The organism is Paraburkholderia sp. (assembly GCF_047605525.1).
Lineage (GTDB): Bacteria > Pseudomonadota > Gammaproteobacteria > Burkholderiales > Burkholderiaceae > Paraburkholderia.
Genome location: NZ_JASGFN010000007.1, coordinates 88,113 through 105,624 on the forward strand (window position 1 = coordinate 88,113; position 17,512 = coordinate 105,624).

The following is a 17,512-nucleotide window of genomic DNA, read 5'->3' on the forward strand; positions in this document are numbered from 1 at the left end:
AGGATGGATTTCAGGCCGGTCGCGCCGCCTTGCGCGGGGCGTGCCGGGAAATCCACGAGGCTGCGGCCCGCTCATGCAGGCGCGCGCGGCAGCCGTCCTGCACAGTCGAATATCGGTCGAAATGGATACGAATAACTTCGCAGCGCGGTTTGGCCCGCGCGACTCGATGGCGTATGACGTCGTTATCGTCGGTGGAGGTCCGGCCGGCTTGTCGGCCGCGATCCGTCTCAAGCAGTTGGCGCGGGAACGCGACACGGACGTCAGCGTGTGCGTGCTCGAAAAGGGTTCGGCCATCGGCGCGCACACCTTGTCGGGTGCAGTCATGGACCCGCGCGCACTTTCCGAACTGATGCCCGACTGGAAGGAACGCGGCGCGCCGCTCGACGTGCCGGTGACCGAAGACCGCTTTCTCTTTCTTTCCGAACGCGGCGCGAAACAGGTGCCGAACTGGCTGCTGCCCGACAACTTCAGGAACCACGGCAATTACGTCGTGAGTCTCGGCAACGTGACACGCTGGCTCGCGGAGCAGGCCGAGGCGCTCGGCGTGGAGATCTTCGCGGGCTTCGCGGCGGCGGAAGTGCTCTACGGCGAACACGGCGAAGTGCGCGGGGTGGCGACGGGCAACATGGGCGTCGGCAGGAACGGCGAGCCGACCGCGAACTTCCAGCCCGGCATGGAGCTGCATGCGCGCTATACGCTCTTTGCGGAAGGCGCGCGCGGCCATCTCGGCCGTGAGCTGATCGGCCGTTTCAGGCTGGATGAAAGCGCCGATCCGCAGGTGTACGGCCTCGGCATCAAGGAACTCTGGGAGATCGATCCGGCCTCGCATCAGCCGGGCCTCGTGATTCACACCGCCGGCTGGCCGCTCGAAAGCGACACCTATGGCGGCTCGTTCCTTTATCACCTGAACGACAACCAGGTGGCGGTGGGGTTCGTCGTCGGGCTGGGCTATACGAATCCGTATCTGTCGCCGTTCGAGGAATTTCAGCGTTACAAGACGCACCCCTCGATCCGGCGGTTTCTCGAAGGCGGCCGGCGTCTTTCGTATGGCGCGCGCGCCATTGCGGCGGGCGGGCTCATGTCGATACCGAAGTTCGTGTTTCCCGGCGGCGCGCTGATCGGCTGCGAAGCGGGCCTGCTCAATGCGTCGCGTATCAAGGGCAGTCACGCGGCGATCGCGTCGGGCAGGATGGCCGCGCAAGCCGCGTTCGAGGCGCTGGAAGCGGGGCGCGGCAACGACACGCTCGACGCCTATCCCGAGGCATTCGAGCAGTCGTGGCTCAGGGAGGAACTGCATCGCGCGCGCAATTTCAAGCAGTGGATGAGCAAAGGGCTTTACGTCGGCACGATGATGGTCGGTTTCGAGCAAAAGGTGCTGGGTGGTCGCGTGCCGTGGACGCTCCATCATCGTCATTCAGATAACGAAACGTTTCTTCCGGCAGCGCGATGCAAGCCGATCGAGTATCCGAAGCCCGATGGCAAGCTCAGCTTCGACCGGCTTTCGTCGGTGTTTCTCTCGAACACGAATCACGAAGAGAACCAGCCCGCCCATCTCACGCTCAAGGACACGAGCGTGCCCGTGCGCGTGAATCTCGCCCGCTATGCCGGGCCGGAAACGCGGTTTTGCCCGGCGGGTGTGTATGAGTTCACGGATGCGCCAGCAGGCGAGCGCGCGCTCGTGATCAACGCGCAGAACTGCATTCACTGCAAGACCTGCGATATCAAGGACCCGACGCAAAATATCGTCTGGGTCACGCCTGAAGGCGGCGGCGGTCCCAACTATCCGAACATGTAAGGCAAAAGGGCTCATCGTGCGATGAGCCCTTTTTCACGGCGCCCCGACGATGCCGGGACGCAACGGCTGGCGCGCGGTTACGCGCCGAAGCGCCACTCGCGCGTCGGCAGATACGTTTCCTTCACGACGCGCGGCGAGGCCCAGCGCAACAGGTTCAGATACGAACCGGCCTTGTCGTTCGTGCCGCTCGCGCGGCCGCCGCCGAACGGCTGCTGGCCGATCATTGCGCCGGTCGGCTTGTCGTTCAGGTAGAGGTTGCCCGCGGCGTTGACCAGCACGTCTTCGGCCTGATGCAGCGCGAAGCGGTCGGTGCAGAAGATCGAGCCGGTGAGCGCGTAGGGGCTCGTCGAATCGATCAGCGTGAGCGTGTCGTTCCACGCGTTGTCGTCGTAGACGAACACCGCGAGGATCGGCCCGAACAGTTCTTCGGTCATCAGCGCGTGCTTCGGGTCGCTCACTTCGAGCACGGTCGGCTCGACGAAGTAGCCCGGCTCCGACCATGTCTTGCCGCCGCTCACGAACGTCACGGCCGGGTCATCCTTTGCCGCGGCCAGCACGCGGCTCAGCTTCTGATGCGAGGCTTCGGAAATCACGGCACCCATGAACGTGCTGAAATCGGCCACGTCGCCGACCTTCAGCTCCGCGAGACGCTCGCGCAGTTCGTCGCGCACGGCGGACCACAGGCTGCGCGGGATGTAGGCGCGCGAGGCGGCGCTGCACTTTTGCCCTTGATAGCCGAACGCGCCGCGAATCAGCGCGATGGCCACTTCGGACGGATGAGCCGACGCGTGCGCGAGCACGAAATCCTTGCCGCCCGTTTCGCCCACGAGACGCGGAATCGTGCGGAACGAATCGACCTTTGACGCCACGCCCTTCCAGAGCGACTGGAACACCGCCGACGAGCCCGTGAAGTGAATGCCCGCGAGATCCGGCGAGGCCATCGCCACGCGCGTGGTGAGTTCCGCTTCGCCCGGCACGAAGTTGATCACGCCGGGCGGCAGCCCCGCTTCTTCGAGCGCTTCAAAGAAGATGTAATTGGCGAGCGCCGATTTTTCCGAAGGCTTCCACAGCACGGTATTGCCCATGATCGCGGGCGCCGTGGTCAGATTGCCGCCGATGGCCGTGAAGTTGAACGGCGAAACCGCGTAGACGAAGCCTTCGAGCGGGCGCCAGTCGGCGCGGTTCGCGGCGGTCGCCACCGACATCGGCTGCTCCGCGTACACGCGTTGCGCGTTATAGGCGTTGAAGCGGAGGAAGTCGATCAGCTCGCAGGCGCTGTCCGGCTCGGCCTCTTCGACCGTCTTGCTCTGGCCGAGCATCGTCGCGGCGTTGATCCTCATGCGCGAGCGCGTCGCGATGATGTCGGCGGCACGATGCAGGATGGTGGCGCGGCTTGCATGCGTGAGTCGGGCCCAGTCCTTCGCCACGCGCTTGCCGCTCGCGATTGCTTCATGGATCTGCGCTTCGCCCGGACGGTGAATGCGGGCGAGCAGGCGTTGCGTGTCGTGCGGCGCGCGCACTTCGACGACGTCGTTCGAGAAGTAGCGCTTGCCGTCGATCACGGCAGGAATGTCGACCACGTCGCGCTGTTCGAGCGCCTTGCGCAGTGCCACTTGCGCCTGCGTGCCCGCGCCGAAATGCACTTCGGGTTCGTTCGCGGGCAGCGGGAATTGAGGACCTGAAATCACACTGGCTCCTTAGGGAAGGGGATTCGAAAACACCGCCGGCGCCGCTCGTCGCCGAAGGCGAGGCTCAGTGTCCAGACTAGAGGCAAGGCGGTAAACCGGGCGTTGCTAAACGCCGACTTATGCTTTGGATCGGCGCGCGTTATGGAAGCGGTGGAACGCGCGGCGCGCTTCATTCCTCGTCGGCGATACAGACTTCCTCGGGCGCGAGCGCGAGCGCCTTGGCGATGTCGCGCGACACCTGGCGCTCGAAAGCGCGCTTGAGCAGATCGTAGAGATCGGCGGGCAGATGACCGAGTTCGTTCTCGCGCGAGGCGAGAAAGAACGAGCGGCTCAGGCCCTGGTACGTTCGGCCGTGCCGCGAGAACGATGAAAGCGCGACCACGCGCAGATCGGGCACGTAATGGCGCGATTGCCACAGACACAGTGGCGTGCTCACCGCGAAGCCGAGGCCGGCGGCAACGAGACTCAGCATCGGATCGGTTGCGTCGAATTCGCAGGTGCGCTCGATGTTTTCGGCGTTGGCGGCGAGATACGCATCGACGTGCTGGCCGATGACCGAGCGCGCGCTGTAGCGGATCAACTGAAGCTGGCGGCTCAGTTCGGTGAGCGTCGTGAAGCGGTCCACTTCGAAGCTGCGCGGCAACACGACCACGTAGGGTTCCGAAAACAGCTTCTGGCGGCGAATGCCGGGCGCCTGCGAAAGCTCGGTGGTGGTCACGGCCATGTCGAGCTGGCGCGCGTCGAGCTGCGCGTCGAGCGTGGGCGTGATGCCCGACCACAGACGGATTTGATGCGAAGTGCCCGCGAGCGCCTTGATGATGATCGGGCCGATGGTGGCCGCGAACGAATCGACACAGCCGAGACGCACGACGACCCGCTTGGCGCGCGTGACGTTGCGCACCGCTTCGACCATCTGGTCCGCGCCTTGCAGCAGCACCGTCGCATGTTCGAACAGGCGTTGACCGGCAGCGGTGGGCCGCGCGGGACGCGTGGCGCGATCGAGCAACGTGGTGTCGAGGATGGTTTCGAGCGCCTTGATGCGTTGTGAGACGCCTGCTTGCGAGATCGCGAGGCGGCTCGCCGCGTCCGAAATCGAACCCGATTCGACGACGGCCACCCAGCTCGCGAGCAGATCCCAGTCCGGATAATGTTCAGGTGCGCTTTCTTTCATGGTCGCCTGCGACGTGACAGCCAAAATGTTAACACGGTTGCCTGAGCGCCCATATTGGGGAAGGGCGCGTCGCCGCTACTTCGGAAGCCGCCCGGCGTGGGCCGGCGTGGCGTGTGATGGCGCGTGCGCATGTGCGGCCGGCAAGCGTGCGACCGCGTCCTCCAGCGCATCGAGCAGCGCGCCGAGCGTGGCGATGGCCTCGGCGCCTTCTTCCTGCTCGCGTTCGTATTCGAGCGCGGTGCGCCAGCGGCCCGCGATCTCCATTTCGACGGCGTGAATGCCTTCACCGGGCACGCCGTAGCACTGTGCCGCGAACACGTCCGCGACCTTGCCGTTCACGACCCACGAGCGGCCGTGCTCGCCGACGGTATCGGTGAGCGCGGACACCAGTTGCCTGTCGCACGAACGGCCGCGATTACTGCCGATGTTGCAGTCGAGCGCGCCGCTCTGGTTGCGGTAAGGCGAGAGCCAGTAGCTCGCGTGCGGGACCAGCAGCAACACGTTGGCGTGAAGGCTGCGCAAGCGTTCGATTTCCGCCGCCACGGCCGCGTGAAAGGGACGCCAGTACTGTTCGACGCGTGCTTCGATCTCGCGTTCGGACGGCGGGTGAGCGTCGTCGTAGAGCGGCTCGCCGCGCGACGTGTGCGTGCGGCACAGGCCGCCGCGGTTCAGGCGCAGCGATAACGGACGGTTTTCCGTTGCCACGTTGAAGTCGATGACGCACGGATGGTAGCGCGCGCTGATCGTCGTGATGCCGCGCTTCGCGGCGAGGGCTGCGAGCGCGAGACCCGCCGGATCGGCTATACGTCCCTCGATCGCGGCCCACGACGCGTTGCCCAGAAGCTCGTCGGGAATCCGGGTGCCGCTGTGCGGTGTGACGAGGACGAGAGGTGAATCGGCACGAAAAACGTGTCCGAAAGCCAGACTCTGCATGTTCAATACCCTCGGGTTCGTTTGCGCGCATGATTCGCCGGCGGCGGCGCGCCGGCCTCGAGCACCGCGCGCGTTGCCCTACGGTAGCCGAACCCGCTGCGAAACGTGGATGCCTAAGCGGCGTTGTTCCTAACCATAAGCGTTGCTTACGCAAGCGGGTGCCCATGCCAAACCGGCGCTCCGAAGCCGTTCTTCTGGGCCAAACATGTCCAGGACGCCCGAAGCCTCACTGAAGCGGTTGTCCTGGATGATAGTGCCGCTCGCTGCGTAGCGATCGACTGCGTACAATTATCGATCCCACATCTGGTGCGCCAGCTCTATTCCCGCAACCCGGTGAACCACAACACCCCGACGTCGTGAAAACCATGTACAAGACCCGCTCCGAAAGCAGCTGCGAGGAAGTCTGTCCGTCGTCGCCGTTGCGCAGTCAGCTTCTCTCGCGGCTCGACCTCGTGACGTTACGGCTCTTCATCGCCGTTGTGGAGGAGGCGAGCATCGGGAAGGCAGCCGAACGCGAGCATCTGGCGCCGTCGGCGGTCAGCAAGCGCCTTGCGGATCTCGAACTCGCGCTGGGCGTGCCGCTGCTCGAACGTCATCGCCGCGGCGTGACGCTGACGAGTGCCGGCGAAGCACTGCTCAGTCACTCTCGCCGCATCCTGCGCGATCTGACGCGGCTCGAAAGCGAAATGGCGGAATTCACCGCCGGGACGCAAGGCGCCCGCGGACATATTTGCGCGTCGGCGAACGAGTCGGCGCTGTTCGGTTTTTTCCCCGACGCATTAGGGCGTTTCATGCGGGATTACCCGAACGTGACCGTCGAGCTTCGGCCCGATACGAGCACCGGCGTCGTTCATGCGGTCCGCGAAGGCGCAGCCGACCTCGGCATCTTCTGGGGCGATCAGCCGGTCGACAATCTCGACGTGATGCCCTGCTATGTGGACCGGCTCGTGGTCGTCGCGCCGGCCAGCCATCCACTCGTCGGACGCCGGGACCTGCGCTTCGAAGAATTGCTCGATTACACGCTCATCATGCAGGAGCCGTACAGCTCGATCCAGGCGCTCATCGAGCGGCTCGCGCGCGAGGCGGGCCGGGTGTTGCGATCGCGCATCCGCGTGGCGGGTTTCGATGCGGTATGCCGGATGGCGCAGGCCGAACTCGGCATCGGCATCGTGCCGGACTATTTCGTCACCGGTCGCGCCGCGGCAATGCACATCGCGGAAATACCACTCGACGAGCCGTGGGCAAGCCGCCTCCACAAGCTCTGCATTCGCCAGGCGGAGGAATTGCCGACCGCGACACGTCTGCTCGTCGACTTCCTTACGGCTTGACGCTGCCGCGGCACGGCGGCGCCTGCCATCGCGGTTGACGCATCATGTGTTCCGAAATACGTCTTCAGCCGTATTTTTGATGCACGCAAACTGGGCTCCATCGGTACCGGCCACCCGGCGGTACGTTCTGGAGCCTGTGTGACTTCTCCCTCGACCTCCGCGCGCACGCTGTTCGACAAGCTGTGGGACCGGCATGTCGTCCATGAGCGCGACGACGGACACACGCTGATCTACATCGACCGGCATTACGTCGGCGACGACCTGCCGCGCGACACGTTCGACATCCTCGCGCGCAAGGGGCTGCGCGTGCGGCGGCCGGAGGCGACGTTCGCGATGGCCGACCACTATGCGTCCTCCCGCGGCCGGACGATCGCCGATATCGTCGATGACGACCGGCGCGAACTGGTCGAGCGGCTGATTCACTTCACACGCGAACAGGGCGTGCCGATGTTCGCGCTCGACGATCCGCGCCACGGCATCGTGCACGTGAGCGGCCCGGAACAGGGGCTCACGCTGCCGGGCATGACCGTGGTGTGCGGTGACAGTCATACGTCGACGCACGGCGCGCTCGGAGCGTTCGGCTTCGGCATAGGGGCATCGGAAGTCGCGCACGTGCTGGCGACGCAGACGCTGTGGCAGCGCCGCCCGGCCACCATGCGCGCGGCGTTCACGGGCCGCCTCGCTGCCGGCGTGACCGCCAAGGATCTCGCACTCGCGATGATTGCGCGGATCGGCGTGGCCGGCGGCGTCGGTCACGTGGTCGAGTACGCGGGCGAGACGGTCGCCGCCTTGTCCGTCGAAGCACGCATGACGCTGTGCAATCTGTCGATCGAGGCGGGTGCCCGCGCCGGCTTGATCGCCCCTGACGAAACCACGTTCGCATGGCTGCGTGGCCGCGCTTTCGCGCCGAAGGACGCTGCGTGGGATACCGCGGTTGCCGGCTGGAGAACCCTGCGGACCGATGCCGGTGCGGCGTTCGAGCGCGAGGTGCGCCTCGACGCGTCACGGGTCGCGCCGATGGTCACCTGGGGGACGAATCCCGCGCAGTCGACGCCGATCGGCGGAACGGTGATCGATCCCGCCGACATCGGCGACACCGCGCAGCGGGAGCGCACGCTTGCCGCGCTCGACTACATGGATTTGCAACCCGCGCAGCCCGTGGAGGGAATCGCGATCGACCGGGTGTTCATCGGCTCCTGCACCAACGGCCGGCTCGAAGATCTGCGCGCGGCGGCAGCCGTGCTGGACGGCCGGCGGGTTCGCGTGCCCACGCTGATCGTGCCGGGTTCGCGTGCGGTGCAGAACGCCGCGGTGGCGGAAGGTCTCGACCGCATTTTCATGGCGGCCGGCGCGGCGTGGCGTGAGCCGGGCTGCTCGATGTGCCTCGCGATCAACGGCGATGAAGGCCGTTCCGGCGAGCGTATCGCATCCACGACCAACCGCAATTTCGTCGGGCGCCAGGGGCGGGGCGTACGCACGCACCTCATGAGCCCCGGCATGGCCGCGGGCGCCGCTGTTACGGGATATATCGTCGACTATCGGGAGCTGCTGCGCGATGCAACCGTTGACCACGCTTGAGGCCGTGGCGGTGCCGCTGCCCGCCGCCGACATCGACACCGATCAGCTCATTCCGGCGCGCTTCATGCATGCCCGCCGGCGCGATTACGGGCGCTACTTCTTCCACGATCAACGGTTCGATCCGCAAACCGGCGAGGTTCGCCCGGATTTCGTGCTGAACCGGCACGACTATGCGAATGCTCGGATCCTCGTGACCGGCCCGAACTTCGGCTGCGGTTCGTCGCGCGAGCAGGCCGTCCACGCGCTGGCCGACTTCGGCATTCGCGCCATCGTCGGGACCACCTTCGGCGACATCTTCTTCAGCAACTGTCTGAAGAACGGCGTCTTGCCGATCCGCGCGGACGCCGCATTCGTCGCGCACGTGAGCGCGTGGTTGGCCGATCGACCCGGTGCGCGCATCAGGGTCGATCTGCCGGGGCAACGCGTGATCGCGCCGGACGGCAAAACGCTTGTGTTCGACATCGACGCGTTCTCAAAAGAAGCCCTCGTCGATGGTCTCGACGAAATCGACATCACGTTGCGCCTTGCCGCGAAGATCGACGACTTCGAGCGTCGCAATGGTCCCGGCCGAACGTAGACGCGGTGCGGGCGGCAATCTCTCCCGGGCATACGGACCGAAACCTGACATAGGACGAAGAATGAAAATCGCAGTGCTCCCCGGAGACGGGATTGGCCCGGAAGTGACGGCGCAGGCGCTCAAGGTGCTGGGCGTGCTACGCAACGAAGGCATGCCGCTCGAATGCGAGCATGCGCTCATCGGCGGCTGCGCCTACGACAGTACCGGCCACCCGCTTCCGCAAGCGACAAGGCAGCTCGCCCTCGAAGCCGATGCGATCCTGTTCGGGGCCGAAGGCGGCTTCGAATATGAAACGCTGCCGCGCGGCCTGCGTCCCGGCGACGCGCTGCTGAGCTTGCGCCAGGAATTGCAGCTCTTTGCGAATTTCCGGCCGGTGCTCGCGTATCCGGAGCTGTTCGGCGCGTCGCCGCTGAAATCGGCGCATATCGACGGGCTGGACCTGCTGATCCTGCGGGAACTGACGGGCGACCTGTATTTCGGCAGCCCGCGCGGCGTGACGGTAGAGAACGGGATGCGCGTGGGTGTGAATACGATGCGCTACGACGAACTGGAAATACGGCGAATCGCGCACGTCGCATTCCGCGCCGCGCGCCAGCGCCGGTCGCGCGTGTGCTCGGTGGACAAGGCGAACGTGCTCGAAGCGATGGAACTCTGGCGCGAGGTGATGGACGAGGTCGCGCGCGACTATCCCGACGTCGTACTCGAACACCTCTATATCGATGCGGCGGCAATGGCGCTGCTGCGGACTCCAAGGCATTTCGACGTGATCGTGACCGGCAATCTGTTCGGCGACATTCTCTCGGACGAGGCGTCGATGCTCACGGGCTCGATCGGCATGTTGCCGTCGGCGTCGCTCGGCGAGGGAACGAAGGGGCTCTACGAACCCGTGCACGGCTGCGCGCCGGACATTGCCGGGAAGGACATCGCGAATCCGCTGGCTTCGATCCTCTCCGCGGCCATGATGCTGCGCATGAGCTTCGCGGACGATGCGGCCGCCACGCGTATCGAGCGCGCGGTGCGCCGGGTGCTCGCCTCCGGTTACCGCACGGCGGACATCGCCGAGCCGGGAACGAAGCGGGTGGGCACGGCGCAGATGGGCGACCTCGTCGTCGCGGCGATGTCCTGAGCGCATGCGCGCAGGGTGGATTCCTCAGGAGGGAGGCCGTCATGGTCAATGACCGCAAGCCGCTGGTGCGATTTCGTGGCGTAGGCAAGAGCTACGACGGCGTCAATCGCGTGGTGGAAGGACTCGATCTCGACATCTACGAAGGCGAGTTTCTCTCGCTGCTCGGACCGTCCGGGTCGGGCAAGACCACGTGTCTCATGATGCTGGCCGGTTTCGAATCGCCGACCGAGGGCGAAATCTGGCTCGGTGACACGCTGCTGAACGTCACGCCGCCACACAAGCGGAATATCGGCATGGTGTTCCAGAACTACGCGCTGTTTCCGCACATGACGGTCACGCAAAACGTCGCCTATCCGCTGACGGTGCGCCGGGTAGGCGCGGCCGAAAGACAGGCTGCCGTGAAGCGCGCCCTGGACATGGTGCAGATGAGCCAGTACGCCACGCGCTTGCCGGCAAGTCTTTCGGGCGGGCAGCAGCAGCGCATTGCGCTCGCGCGGGCCCTGGTGTTCAACCCGCGGCTCGTCCTGATGGACGAGCCGCTTGGCGCGCTCGACAAGCGTCTGCGCGAACACATGCAGATCGAGCTGAAGGATCTGCACGCGAGGCTTGGATTGACGTTCGTCTACGTGACGCACGACCAGAGCGAAGCGCTCACCATGTCCGACCGCGTGGCGGTGTTCGACGACGGGCGGATCCAGCAGATCGACCGCGTCGATGCGCTCTACGAAACGCCGGGCAACGGCATCGTCGCGAATTTTGTCGGTGACACCAATGTCTTCGTTGGCCGCCTGCTGTCGCTCGATGGCGAGAGAGGCGAGGTCGGTCTGCCGGGCGGCGAAGTGCTGATGGGCCGGGTGATCGGTGCGCCGCGCGTTGGCGATGCGGTGCGCGCCTGCGTGCGTCCGGAACGGATCGCGCTGGGCGAACAGGCAAGCGCGGAGGGCGCGGACGCGACGGTCAACACGATGCGGACGCGATCGGAGGGGACGCTGTATTTCGGCGACCACGTTCGCTTCCGGTTCTCCGTGGCCGGGCAGGGTTCGGGGTTCGTCAAGGTGCCGCTGGACGACGCGGGCCTCGGCGGCATAGGGAATGGCGACGCGGTCGTACTGCGTTTTGCCGAACGACACGTGCGGATCTTCGCTTAACGCTTTTTCAATCAATCGGGGGAGACATCATGCGTAATACTCAATGGATCGGCGCGCTGGCGGTCGCATGCGCGCTTCAATCGCTGTCCTGCGGCGTTCTCGCGCGGCCGCTCGCTGTCGTCAACTACGGTGGCACGCTGGCCGACGCGCAGCAAAGCGCATTCATCGCACCGTTTCAGGCCGCGACGGGCATCGACGTGACGGCGTCCTCGTATTCGGGCGAACAGGCGAAGGTCAAGGCGATGGTCGACGGCCACCAGGTGAGCTGGGATGTCGTGGAGGTCGAATCGACCGATGTTGGCCGCGGCTGCGACAGCGGTCTGTACGAGCGCATCGACTGGTCGAAGATCGCGGAAAGCGGCCAGCTCGATCATGCGGCGAAGACGCGTTGTGGCGTGGGCATCTTCGCGTGGGCCAATACGTTCGCGTACAACACGAAGCTGCTGAAGAGCGCGCCGGCCGGCTGGGCGGACTTCTGGGACACGAAGAAATTCCCGGGCAAGCGCGGCATGCGCAAGACCGCGCGAGGCAACCTCGAATTCGCGTTGATGGCGGACGGCGTGAAACCGGCCGACGTGTACAAGGTGCTGGCTACGCCCGCAGGCGTCGACCGTGCCTTCCGCAAGCTCGACGAACTTCGGCCCAACATCCAGTGGTGGGACGCGGGCGCCCAGCCGGCACAATTCCTCGTGTCCGGCGACGTCGCCATGTCGACCGTCTTCAGCGGCCGGATCATTACGGCGCAGAAAGCCGGGCAGCCGCTCGACCTCGTCTGGAACGGCGCGATTTCGGACTATGACTACTGGGTCATTCCGAAGGGCTCGCCGATGAAGGACGATGCACTGAAGTTCATCAACTTTGTGAGCGGCGTCGATCAGCAGGCCGCATTCCTTGCGAAGCAGCCCGGCGGCCCGGCCAATACCAAAGCGCTCGCGAAGATGTCACCCGAGCAGTTGAAGAACCTGCCCAATACGCCCGAGCACGCGAAGGTCGGCGTCGTGAACGACCGCGAGTTCTGGGACGAGCACGGCGATGACCTCGACCAGCGCTTCGCCGCCTGGGCCGCGCGCTGATCGGGCGGCCGCCATGTCGAATCCGTCGGGCGCTCAGGAGATGGGAACGATGGTCGACGCGCCGGAGCGCCCGCCCGCGGCCGCTCGCTCGCGCGTTGCGCGCAGGCCGCGCTCACGTGGCGATGTGGGCGGCGCGCTGCTGCTGATCGCGCCGCTTGCGTTGTTCATGCTGGTCTTTTTCGTCGTGCCGATCGCGAGCCTGTTGACGCGGGCTGCGTGGGATCCGGCAGTCGCGCAGGCGTTCCCGGCCACGGCGCGCGCACTGGCGACCTGGGACGGCGTGTCGGTGCCGCCCGCGGCGGCGTTCAGCACGCTATCGGCCGATATCGTCGCCGCGGACGACGCGGGGACGCTCGGCGACGCGACGGAGCGGCTCAACCGCGACGTGCCCGGCATGCGGGTGCTGCTGTTGCGCACGCGCCGCCACCTGGATCACCTTGCCGAAAGCGCGGGGCCGGCAGGCGCCGCCCGTGACGGCGCCGCCGCGAAAGCGGATCTGGTTCAGCTCGACGCGCGCTGGGGCGACGCGCAAACGTGGCAGGCAATCGGACGCGCGGTGCGGCCTTTGACGGCTGTCTATCTGCTGCGCGCCGTCGACAGCCATCTCGACACCAACGGCAGCGTCGCCATGCTGCCGCCCGAGCAGCGCGTTTTTCTGCCGATACTCGGGCGCACTTTCGGAATCAGCGCAGTGGTGACCGCGCTCGTCGTCGTATTCGGCTTTCCGCTTACCTACTGGCTGAGCAGGCTTCCCGCGGCGCGGCAGCGGCTCATGCTGATGGCGGTGTTGATCCCGTTCTGGACGTCGATTCTCGTGCGCATCGCGGCCTGGATGGTCGTGCTGCCGCGCGAGGGCGTGATCAACCGGCTGGCGCTCGCGATGCACGTCGTCGATACGCCGCTCGATCTCATCTATAACCGCACGGGCGTCGTCATTTCGATGGTGCACATCCTGATTCCGTTCATGGTCTTGCCGCTGAACGCGGTCATGCGAGGCATTCCACCCACCTATCAGCGCGCCGCCGTCTCGCTCGGCAGTCATCCGTTCAGCGCGTTCTGGCGGGTCTACGCACCGCTCACGGCGCCCGGCGTCGCAGCCGGCGCGCTTCTCGTGTTCGTGAGCGCGCTCGGCTACTACATCGCGCCGGCGCTGCTCGGCGGGGCGGGCGACCAGATGCTGAGCTACTACATCGCCTACTTCACGAACACCTCGATCAACTGGGGTCTCGCCGCCGCGTTGAGCGCGCTGCTGCTGATTGCGACCGCGTTGCTGTTCGTCGTCTACCGGATGCTCATCGCAGGGCGCCGGCACATGTTCCGGGCGGCGGTGACGCCATGAGACTCATGCCCGCATTCGAGCCGTCGACAGGCTTGCCGGAGAAAGTCTGGTACATCGCGTTGCGCGTGCTCTGCTACGGGTTGCTCGCGTATCTCGCGCTGCCCATTGTCGCGCTCGTGCCGCTGTCGTTTTCGGCGGATTCGTTCCTCGTGTACCCGGTGTCGCACTGGTCGCTCCATTGGTATCGCGTGCTGTTCACTTCCGATATCTGGTGGCGCGCAATCCGCAACAGCTTCATCGTCGCGCCGAGCGCCACGGTGCTGGCCACCGTGCTCGGTACGCTTTGCGCGCTCGGGCTCGACCGTGCGAGCTTTCCGGGCAAGCGGCTGCTGACCGCGGTGATTCTTTCTCCGCTCGTGGCGCCCCTGGTCGTGGTTGCCGTCGGCATGTACCTGTTCTACATGAGGCTGCATCTGGCGGGGACATTCGTCGGGCTCATCATCGCGCACTCGCTGCTGGGCGCGCCGTTCGTGGTGACGACGGTCGGCGCGGTGCTGAAGGGCTTCGACAGGACGCTCGTGAACGCAAGCCTGAGCCTCGGCGCGGGACGCGTGGAGACGTTTTTCCGCGTGACGTTGCCGCTGATCCTGCCAGGCGTGCTTTCCGGCGCATTGTTCGCATTCGCCACGTCGTTCGACGAAGTCGTCATCACGTTGTTTCTCGCCGGCCCGGATCAGGTCACGATACCGCGCCAGATGTTCAGCGGCATTCGTGACAGCATTACGCCGACGATCGTTGCGTTGGCCACGATCCTGGTGCTGTTCTCGATCTCGCTGCTGGTCTTGGGTGAATGGCTGCGGCGCAAGTCCGCCGTTGCCCGTTAGCCGTTAACCGGCCAGAGGTCTCGCCTTCGATAGCGGTGCAATGGAGCATGTTATCGAGGTTGAGAATATCGGCGACCGGACCGTCGCCGTCGGCGACACCGTAGGGCTTCGGCCGGGGCGGGAGGCTTCGACTTCGCGGACGGTGAGAGACAGGGTGAGTACATCGGGTGATCTCGAACTTTCAATGTACTTAAAAACGCACTCATCCGCGCATGGCTTGCCGTGTTCCGGCTTGGCCGGCATAAACAAAAACCCCCGTAAGACCTTGTGGGCGGTCTTTCTCTGCTTGCCGTAGGGTTTGGCGTCAACATTCAGGCGGCCAATCATGTGATCCACTACATGCGCACGTGGACCCAGCCAAAGAGGATCAGCCTACAGACCGCGCCATCGCATCGGTCAAGAGCGAGATGTCTACGTCTACTATCCCGCTGGACGCCTTTTATACCGACGTCATTCGGCGTCGGGCAGATCGGGGCCGAGTTCCGCCTCGATCTGATCGATCGATGGCAAGCCCGCTTCGAGCGGGGCCGGCACCTGACGCAAAAGCTGGTATTCCGCGACGCCCATCGGATTGGTCATCCCGCGCAGCGCGTATTCTGCGACGAGCCGGTTCTTTTCCCGGCATAAGAGCAAGCCGATCGTCGGCTGATCCTCGGGCCCCTTCAGTTCCGCGTCGACCGCAGAGAGATAAAAGTTGAGTTGGCCCGCGTATTCGGGACGGAAGGGCGTCGCCTTCAATTCGACCACCACGTAGCTGCGCAGCTTGAGGTGATAGAACAACAGGTCGATGAAAAATTCGTCGCCACCGACTACGAGCCGGTACTGGCGACCAACGAACGCGAAGCCCGCGCCCAGCTCGAGCAGAAAACGCGTAATGTGACGCGTGAGCTCAGTTTCGATATGGCGCTCCTGAGCATCTTCCGTTAGCCCCAGGAAATCGAACACGTACGGATCCTTCAATGCTTCGCGCGCCAGATCGGATTGCGGCGGCGGCAGCCGCGCGTCAAAATTGGTGATGGCGGCACCGGCGCGCGAATAAGCGTGGGTATCGATCTGCATCGCAAGGACGTTGCGGGACCAGCCGTGCTCGAGCGATTGGGCCGCGTACCAGTCGCGTGCGCTCGGCTCCTTGAGCTTGTCCAGCAAGGTCACGATATGAGACCAAGGCAATTGTGCAACGGCCTGTTGCACAATTGCCGGCGTCGGCCATGCCTGGGCCAACGCCCGCATGTACTTCAGATTGCGCGGTGAAAATCCTTGCATGTCGGGAAAAGCCGCCTTTAGATCCCGTGCAAGCCGGTCGATGACCTTTGCGCCCCAGCCTTGGCGTTGCTGACGGTCCAGGATATCGCGCCCGATCTGCCAGTACAGAGTGACCAGTTCGCGATTCACGCTTGCCGCTGCACGTTGACGAGCGAACTCGACCCGTTGCTTGAGCTCAGTCAACCAGTGTCGGTAATCGTCGTCGCCCCAAGGGCTTGGAGAGTCGGTCATGCAGCCGTCCGTGCGCGCGGCGTTAGTCAGCAGGAGTAGGCATTATCCTGGGTGAGATTGGCCACGGCAACGGCCGAGGCGCCAGAGCTGTGCTCCAACTGCACGTGCGAAGTCTGCGGCCGGCGCAGCAACTGTTAGCGATGTCGGCGAAGTAAGGCGTGTTGGACTGCGGGGAGAAACGATGGAAGGCAAACCTGGTTTTGCGCCCTGCGGCAGAAATGCGAGGCGGTGCGGTGAGTACATTTCCAGGACTCGAACTTTCATGTACTCAAAAAACGTACTCACTCGATGTCGGCTTGTCGCGGGACGCGACGTCTTTCAGGCGCCCCCAAAAGCAAAAAGTCCGCAATAGAGCGGACTTTGCCATCATCCAGCAAGCTAATCTGGATCTATTTTTCTGGTGCCCAGGAGAGGACTCGAACCTCCACAGTGTTGCCACCGCTAGGACCTGAACCTAGTGCGTCTACCAATTCCGCCACCTGGGCACGTCTTCAAGCTAGACCGTTATTCTAGCGAGATGATCAAGTTTGTCAATCCCTGCTTCAAACAAATGCCGCGAGCAAATGAATTGGCCGGATCTCTAGCACGTAACGTGTCCGGCTCGCCGCGTTGCACGGCGCAGGGATCGGAAACGTCAGAAGCGCCTCGGCCGCAGCCCCCCATGAAACCACTCGACCATCGTGACGATGTCGAACACGGGAACGCCGAACCGCTCGCTCAACAGCGCCGAGTAGGGCGCGAAGTTGCTGCATTCGCTGACGATGGCGCCGACGTTCGGATGCCCGGACATCAGCCGGTTCGCGCACTCGAGCAGATCGTTCGCCTGTTCGTCGAAATCGACCCGCGGCGCGTTCGTGAGCTGATTCTTCAGGAAGCGGCTATCGTCGCGCAGGCCCGCGACGGGCAGATCGGCTGGCGCGTTCGCCGCGCGCAGGTGCCCGGCCGTCAACGCGCTCCGGCGCGCGGTCAGAATGCCGACGCACTGCCGTTGCGGCAGCAGCGCCGCGACAGAGGGAATCTGCAGCAGCGCCGAGGTCGCGACCGGCACCGTGCAGCATTCCGTCAGCGCCGCCTGGAACGCCACCAGGAACCCGCAGCTCGTCGCGATGCCGTCCACGCCGAGCTCGACGAGCCGCGCGGCGGCTTCGGCGAACCGGTCGATCAACGGCTGCGCGGCCGCGAAGTCGCCGCCTGTCGCCGCCATCACCTGAGGGCCGGTCACGCCGGTCACGACGCCATACTGCACCGGGAAGCGCCAGGTCGCGCCGTGGCCGATGTCGCCGGGCAAGCGCTCGAAGCCGGTGTCGAGCGTCAGGATGCCCATGCTCACGCCATGAACGGTGCGCGCACGCGTAGCCGGCGCCGCGATTGCGCGGCTTGAAAGCGTCTCTTTGCTCATTGTCGTCGTCAATTGCTGGGTTCCGCGGCGGGACTCATA

Annotated in this window: 14 protein-coding genes, 1 tRNA gene and 1 pseudogene; 10 read left to right on the forward strand and 6 right to left on the reverse strand. The window is 65.0% G+C overall.

Features of this window, described 5'->3' with window-relative positions; genetic code table 11:
• The first annotated feature begins 121 nt into the window (after window positions 1-121).
• Window positions 122-1,795, forward strand: coding sequence for an electron transfer flavoprotein-ubiquinone oxidoreductase (locus tag QM685_RS12160; RefSeq protein WP_415116123.1), 1,674 nt, complete (start codon window positions 122-124; stop codon window positions 1,793-1,795).
• 77 nt (window positions 1,796-1,872) lie between these two features.
• Here QM685_RS12160 and pruA read toward each other — a convergent pair whose 3' ends face one another.
• The 3 genes from pruA to QM685_RS12175 all read right to left on the reverse strand — a co-directional run bounded on the left by pruA (window position 1,873) and on the right by QM685_RS12175 (window position 5,587).
• Entirely contained in the window at window positions 1,873-3,483 is a 1,611-nt protein-coding gene (gene pruA / locus QM685_RS12165; RefSeq protein WP_415116125.1) for an L-glutamate gamma-semialdehyde dehydrogenase, read from the reverse strand.
• Between the two features lie 169 nt (window positions 3,484-3,652).
• Window positions 3,653-4,654 carry a LysR family transcriptional regulator gene (locus tag QM685_RS12170; protein WP_415116127.1) on the reverse strand — a complete coding sequence of 334 codons (1,002 nt, stop codon included), beginning with the start codon at window positions 4,652-4,654 and terminating at the stop codon, window positions 3,653-3,655.
• 75 nt (window positions 4,655-4,729) lie between these two features.
• On the reverse strand, window positions 4,730-5,587 hold the full coding sequence (locus tag QM685_RS12175; protein ID WP_415116129.1) for an N-formylglutamate amidohydrolase: 858 nt from the start codon (window positions 5,585-5,587) through the stop codon (window positions 4,730-4,732).
• Window positions 5,588-5,952: 365 nt separating this feature from the next.
• On the opposite strand from QM685_RS12175, the gene QM685_RS12180 reads away from it, so the two are divergent.
• From QM685_RS12180 to QM685_RS12220, 9 genes and pseudogenes are all read left to right on the forward strand, one after another.
• A complete protein-coding gene (locus tag QM685_RS12180) occupies window positions 5,953-6,915 on the forward strand; it encodes a LysR family transcriptional regulator (protein WP_415116131.1) in 963 nt (320 codons plus the stop codon).
• A 138-nt stretch (window positions 6,916-7,053) separates the two neighbouring features.
• Complete coding sequence (gene leuC, locus QM685_RS12185) at window positions 7,054-8,493, forward strand: 3-isopropylmalate dehydratase large subunit (protein WP_415116134.1); 1,440 nt, start codon at window positions 7,054-7,056, stop codon at window positions 8,491-8,493.
• Window positions 8,471-9,070 carry a 3-isopropylmalate dehydratase small subunit gene (gene leuD / locus QM685_RS12190; RefSeq protein ID WP_415116136.1) on the forward strand — a complete coding sequence of 200 codons (600 nt, stop codon included), beginning with the start codon at window positions 8,471-8,473 and terminating at the stop codon, window positions 9,068-9,070. The genes leuC and leuD overlap by 23 nt, the downstream gene beginning before the upstream one ends.
• 61 nt (window positions 9,071-9,131) lie before the next feature.
• Window positions 9,132-10,196 carry a 3-isopropylmalate dehydrogenase gene (gene leuB, locus QM685_RS12195; protein WP_415116138.1) on the forward strand — a complete coding sequence of 355 codons (1,065 nt, stop codon included), beginning with the start codon at window positions 9,132-9,134 and terminating at the stop codon, window positions 10,194-10,196.
• A 41-nt stretch (window positions 10,197-10,237) separates the two neighbouring features.
• Window positions 10,238-11,344 carry an ABC transporter ATP-binding protein gene (locus QM685_RS12200; protein WP_415116140.1) on the forward strand — a complete coding sequence of 369 codons (1,107 nt, stop codon included), beginning with the start codon at window positions 10,238-10,240 and terminating at the stop codon, window positions 11,342-11,344.
• A 29-nt stretch (window positions 11,345-11,373) separates the two neighbouring features.
• Window positions 11,374-12,417, forward strand: a complete 1,044-nt coding sequence (locus QM685_RS12205; RefSeq protein WP_415116142.1) for a polyamine ABC transporter substrate-binding protein — start codon at window positions 11,374-11,376, stop codon at window positions 12,415-12,417.
• 13 nt (window positions 12,418-12,430) lie between these two features.
• Window positions 12,431-13,756: an ABC transporter permease gene (locus tag QM685_RS12210; protein ID WP_415116144.1), complete on the forward strand. Its 1,326-nt coding sequence runs from the start codon at window positions 12,431-12,433 to the stop codon at window positions 13,754-13,756.
• Window positions 13,753-14,580 carry an ABC transporter permease gene (locus QM685_RS12215; protein WP_415116146.1) on the forward strand — a complete coding sequence of 276 codons (828 nt, stop codon included), beginning with the start codon at window positions 13,753-13,755 and terminating at the stop codon, window positions 14,578-14,580. Before QM685_RS12210 ends, QM685_RS12215 begins: the two co-directional genes overlap by 4 nt.
• Window positions 14,581-14,856: 276 nt before the next feature.
• Window positions 14,857-15,007 (forward strand): annotated as a pseudogene (locus tag QM685_RS12220) (helicase-related protein); the annotation flags it as partial.
• A 23-nt stretch (window positions 15,008-15,030) separates the two neighbouring features.
• Here QM685_RS12220 and QM685_RS12225 read toward each other — a convergent pair.
• From QM685_RS12225 to QM685_RS12235, 3 genes are all read right to left on the reverse strand, one after another.
• Window positions 15,031-16,074: a PDDEXK nuclease domain-containing protein gene (locus tag QM685_RS12225; RefSeq protein WP_415116148.1), complete on the reverse strand. Its 1,044-nt coding sequence runs from the start codon at window positions 16,072-16,074 to the stop codon at window positions 15,031-15,033.
• Window positions 16,075-16,472: 398 nt separating this feature from the next.
• Window positions 16,473-16,559: transfer RNA gene (locus tag QM685_RS12230), tRNA-Leu, on the reverse strand.
• Between the two features lie 149 nt (window positions 16,560-16,708).
• A complete protein-coding gene (locus QM685_RS12235; RefSeq protein ID WP_415116150.1) occupies window positions 16,709-17,473 on the reverse strand; it encodes an aspartate/glutamate racemase family protein in 765 nt (254 codons plus the stop codon).
• Between the last annotated feature and the right edge of the window lie 39 nt (window positions 17,474-17,512).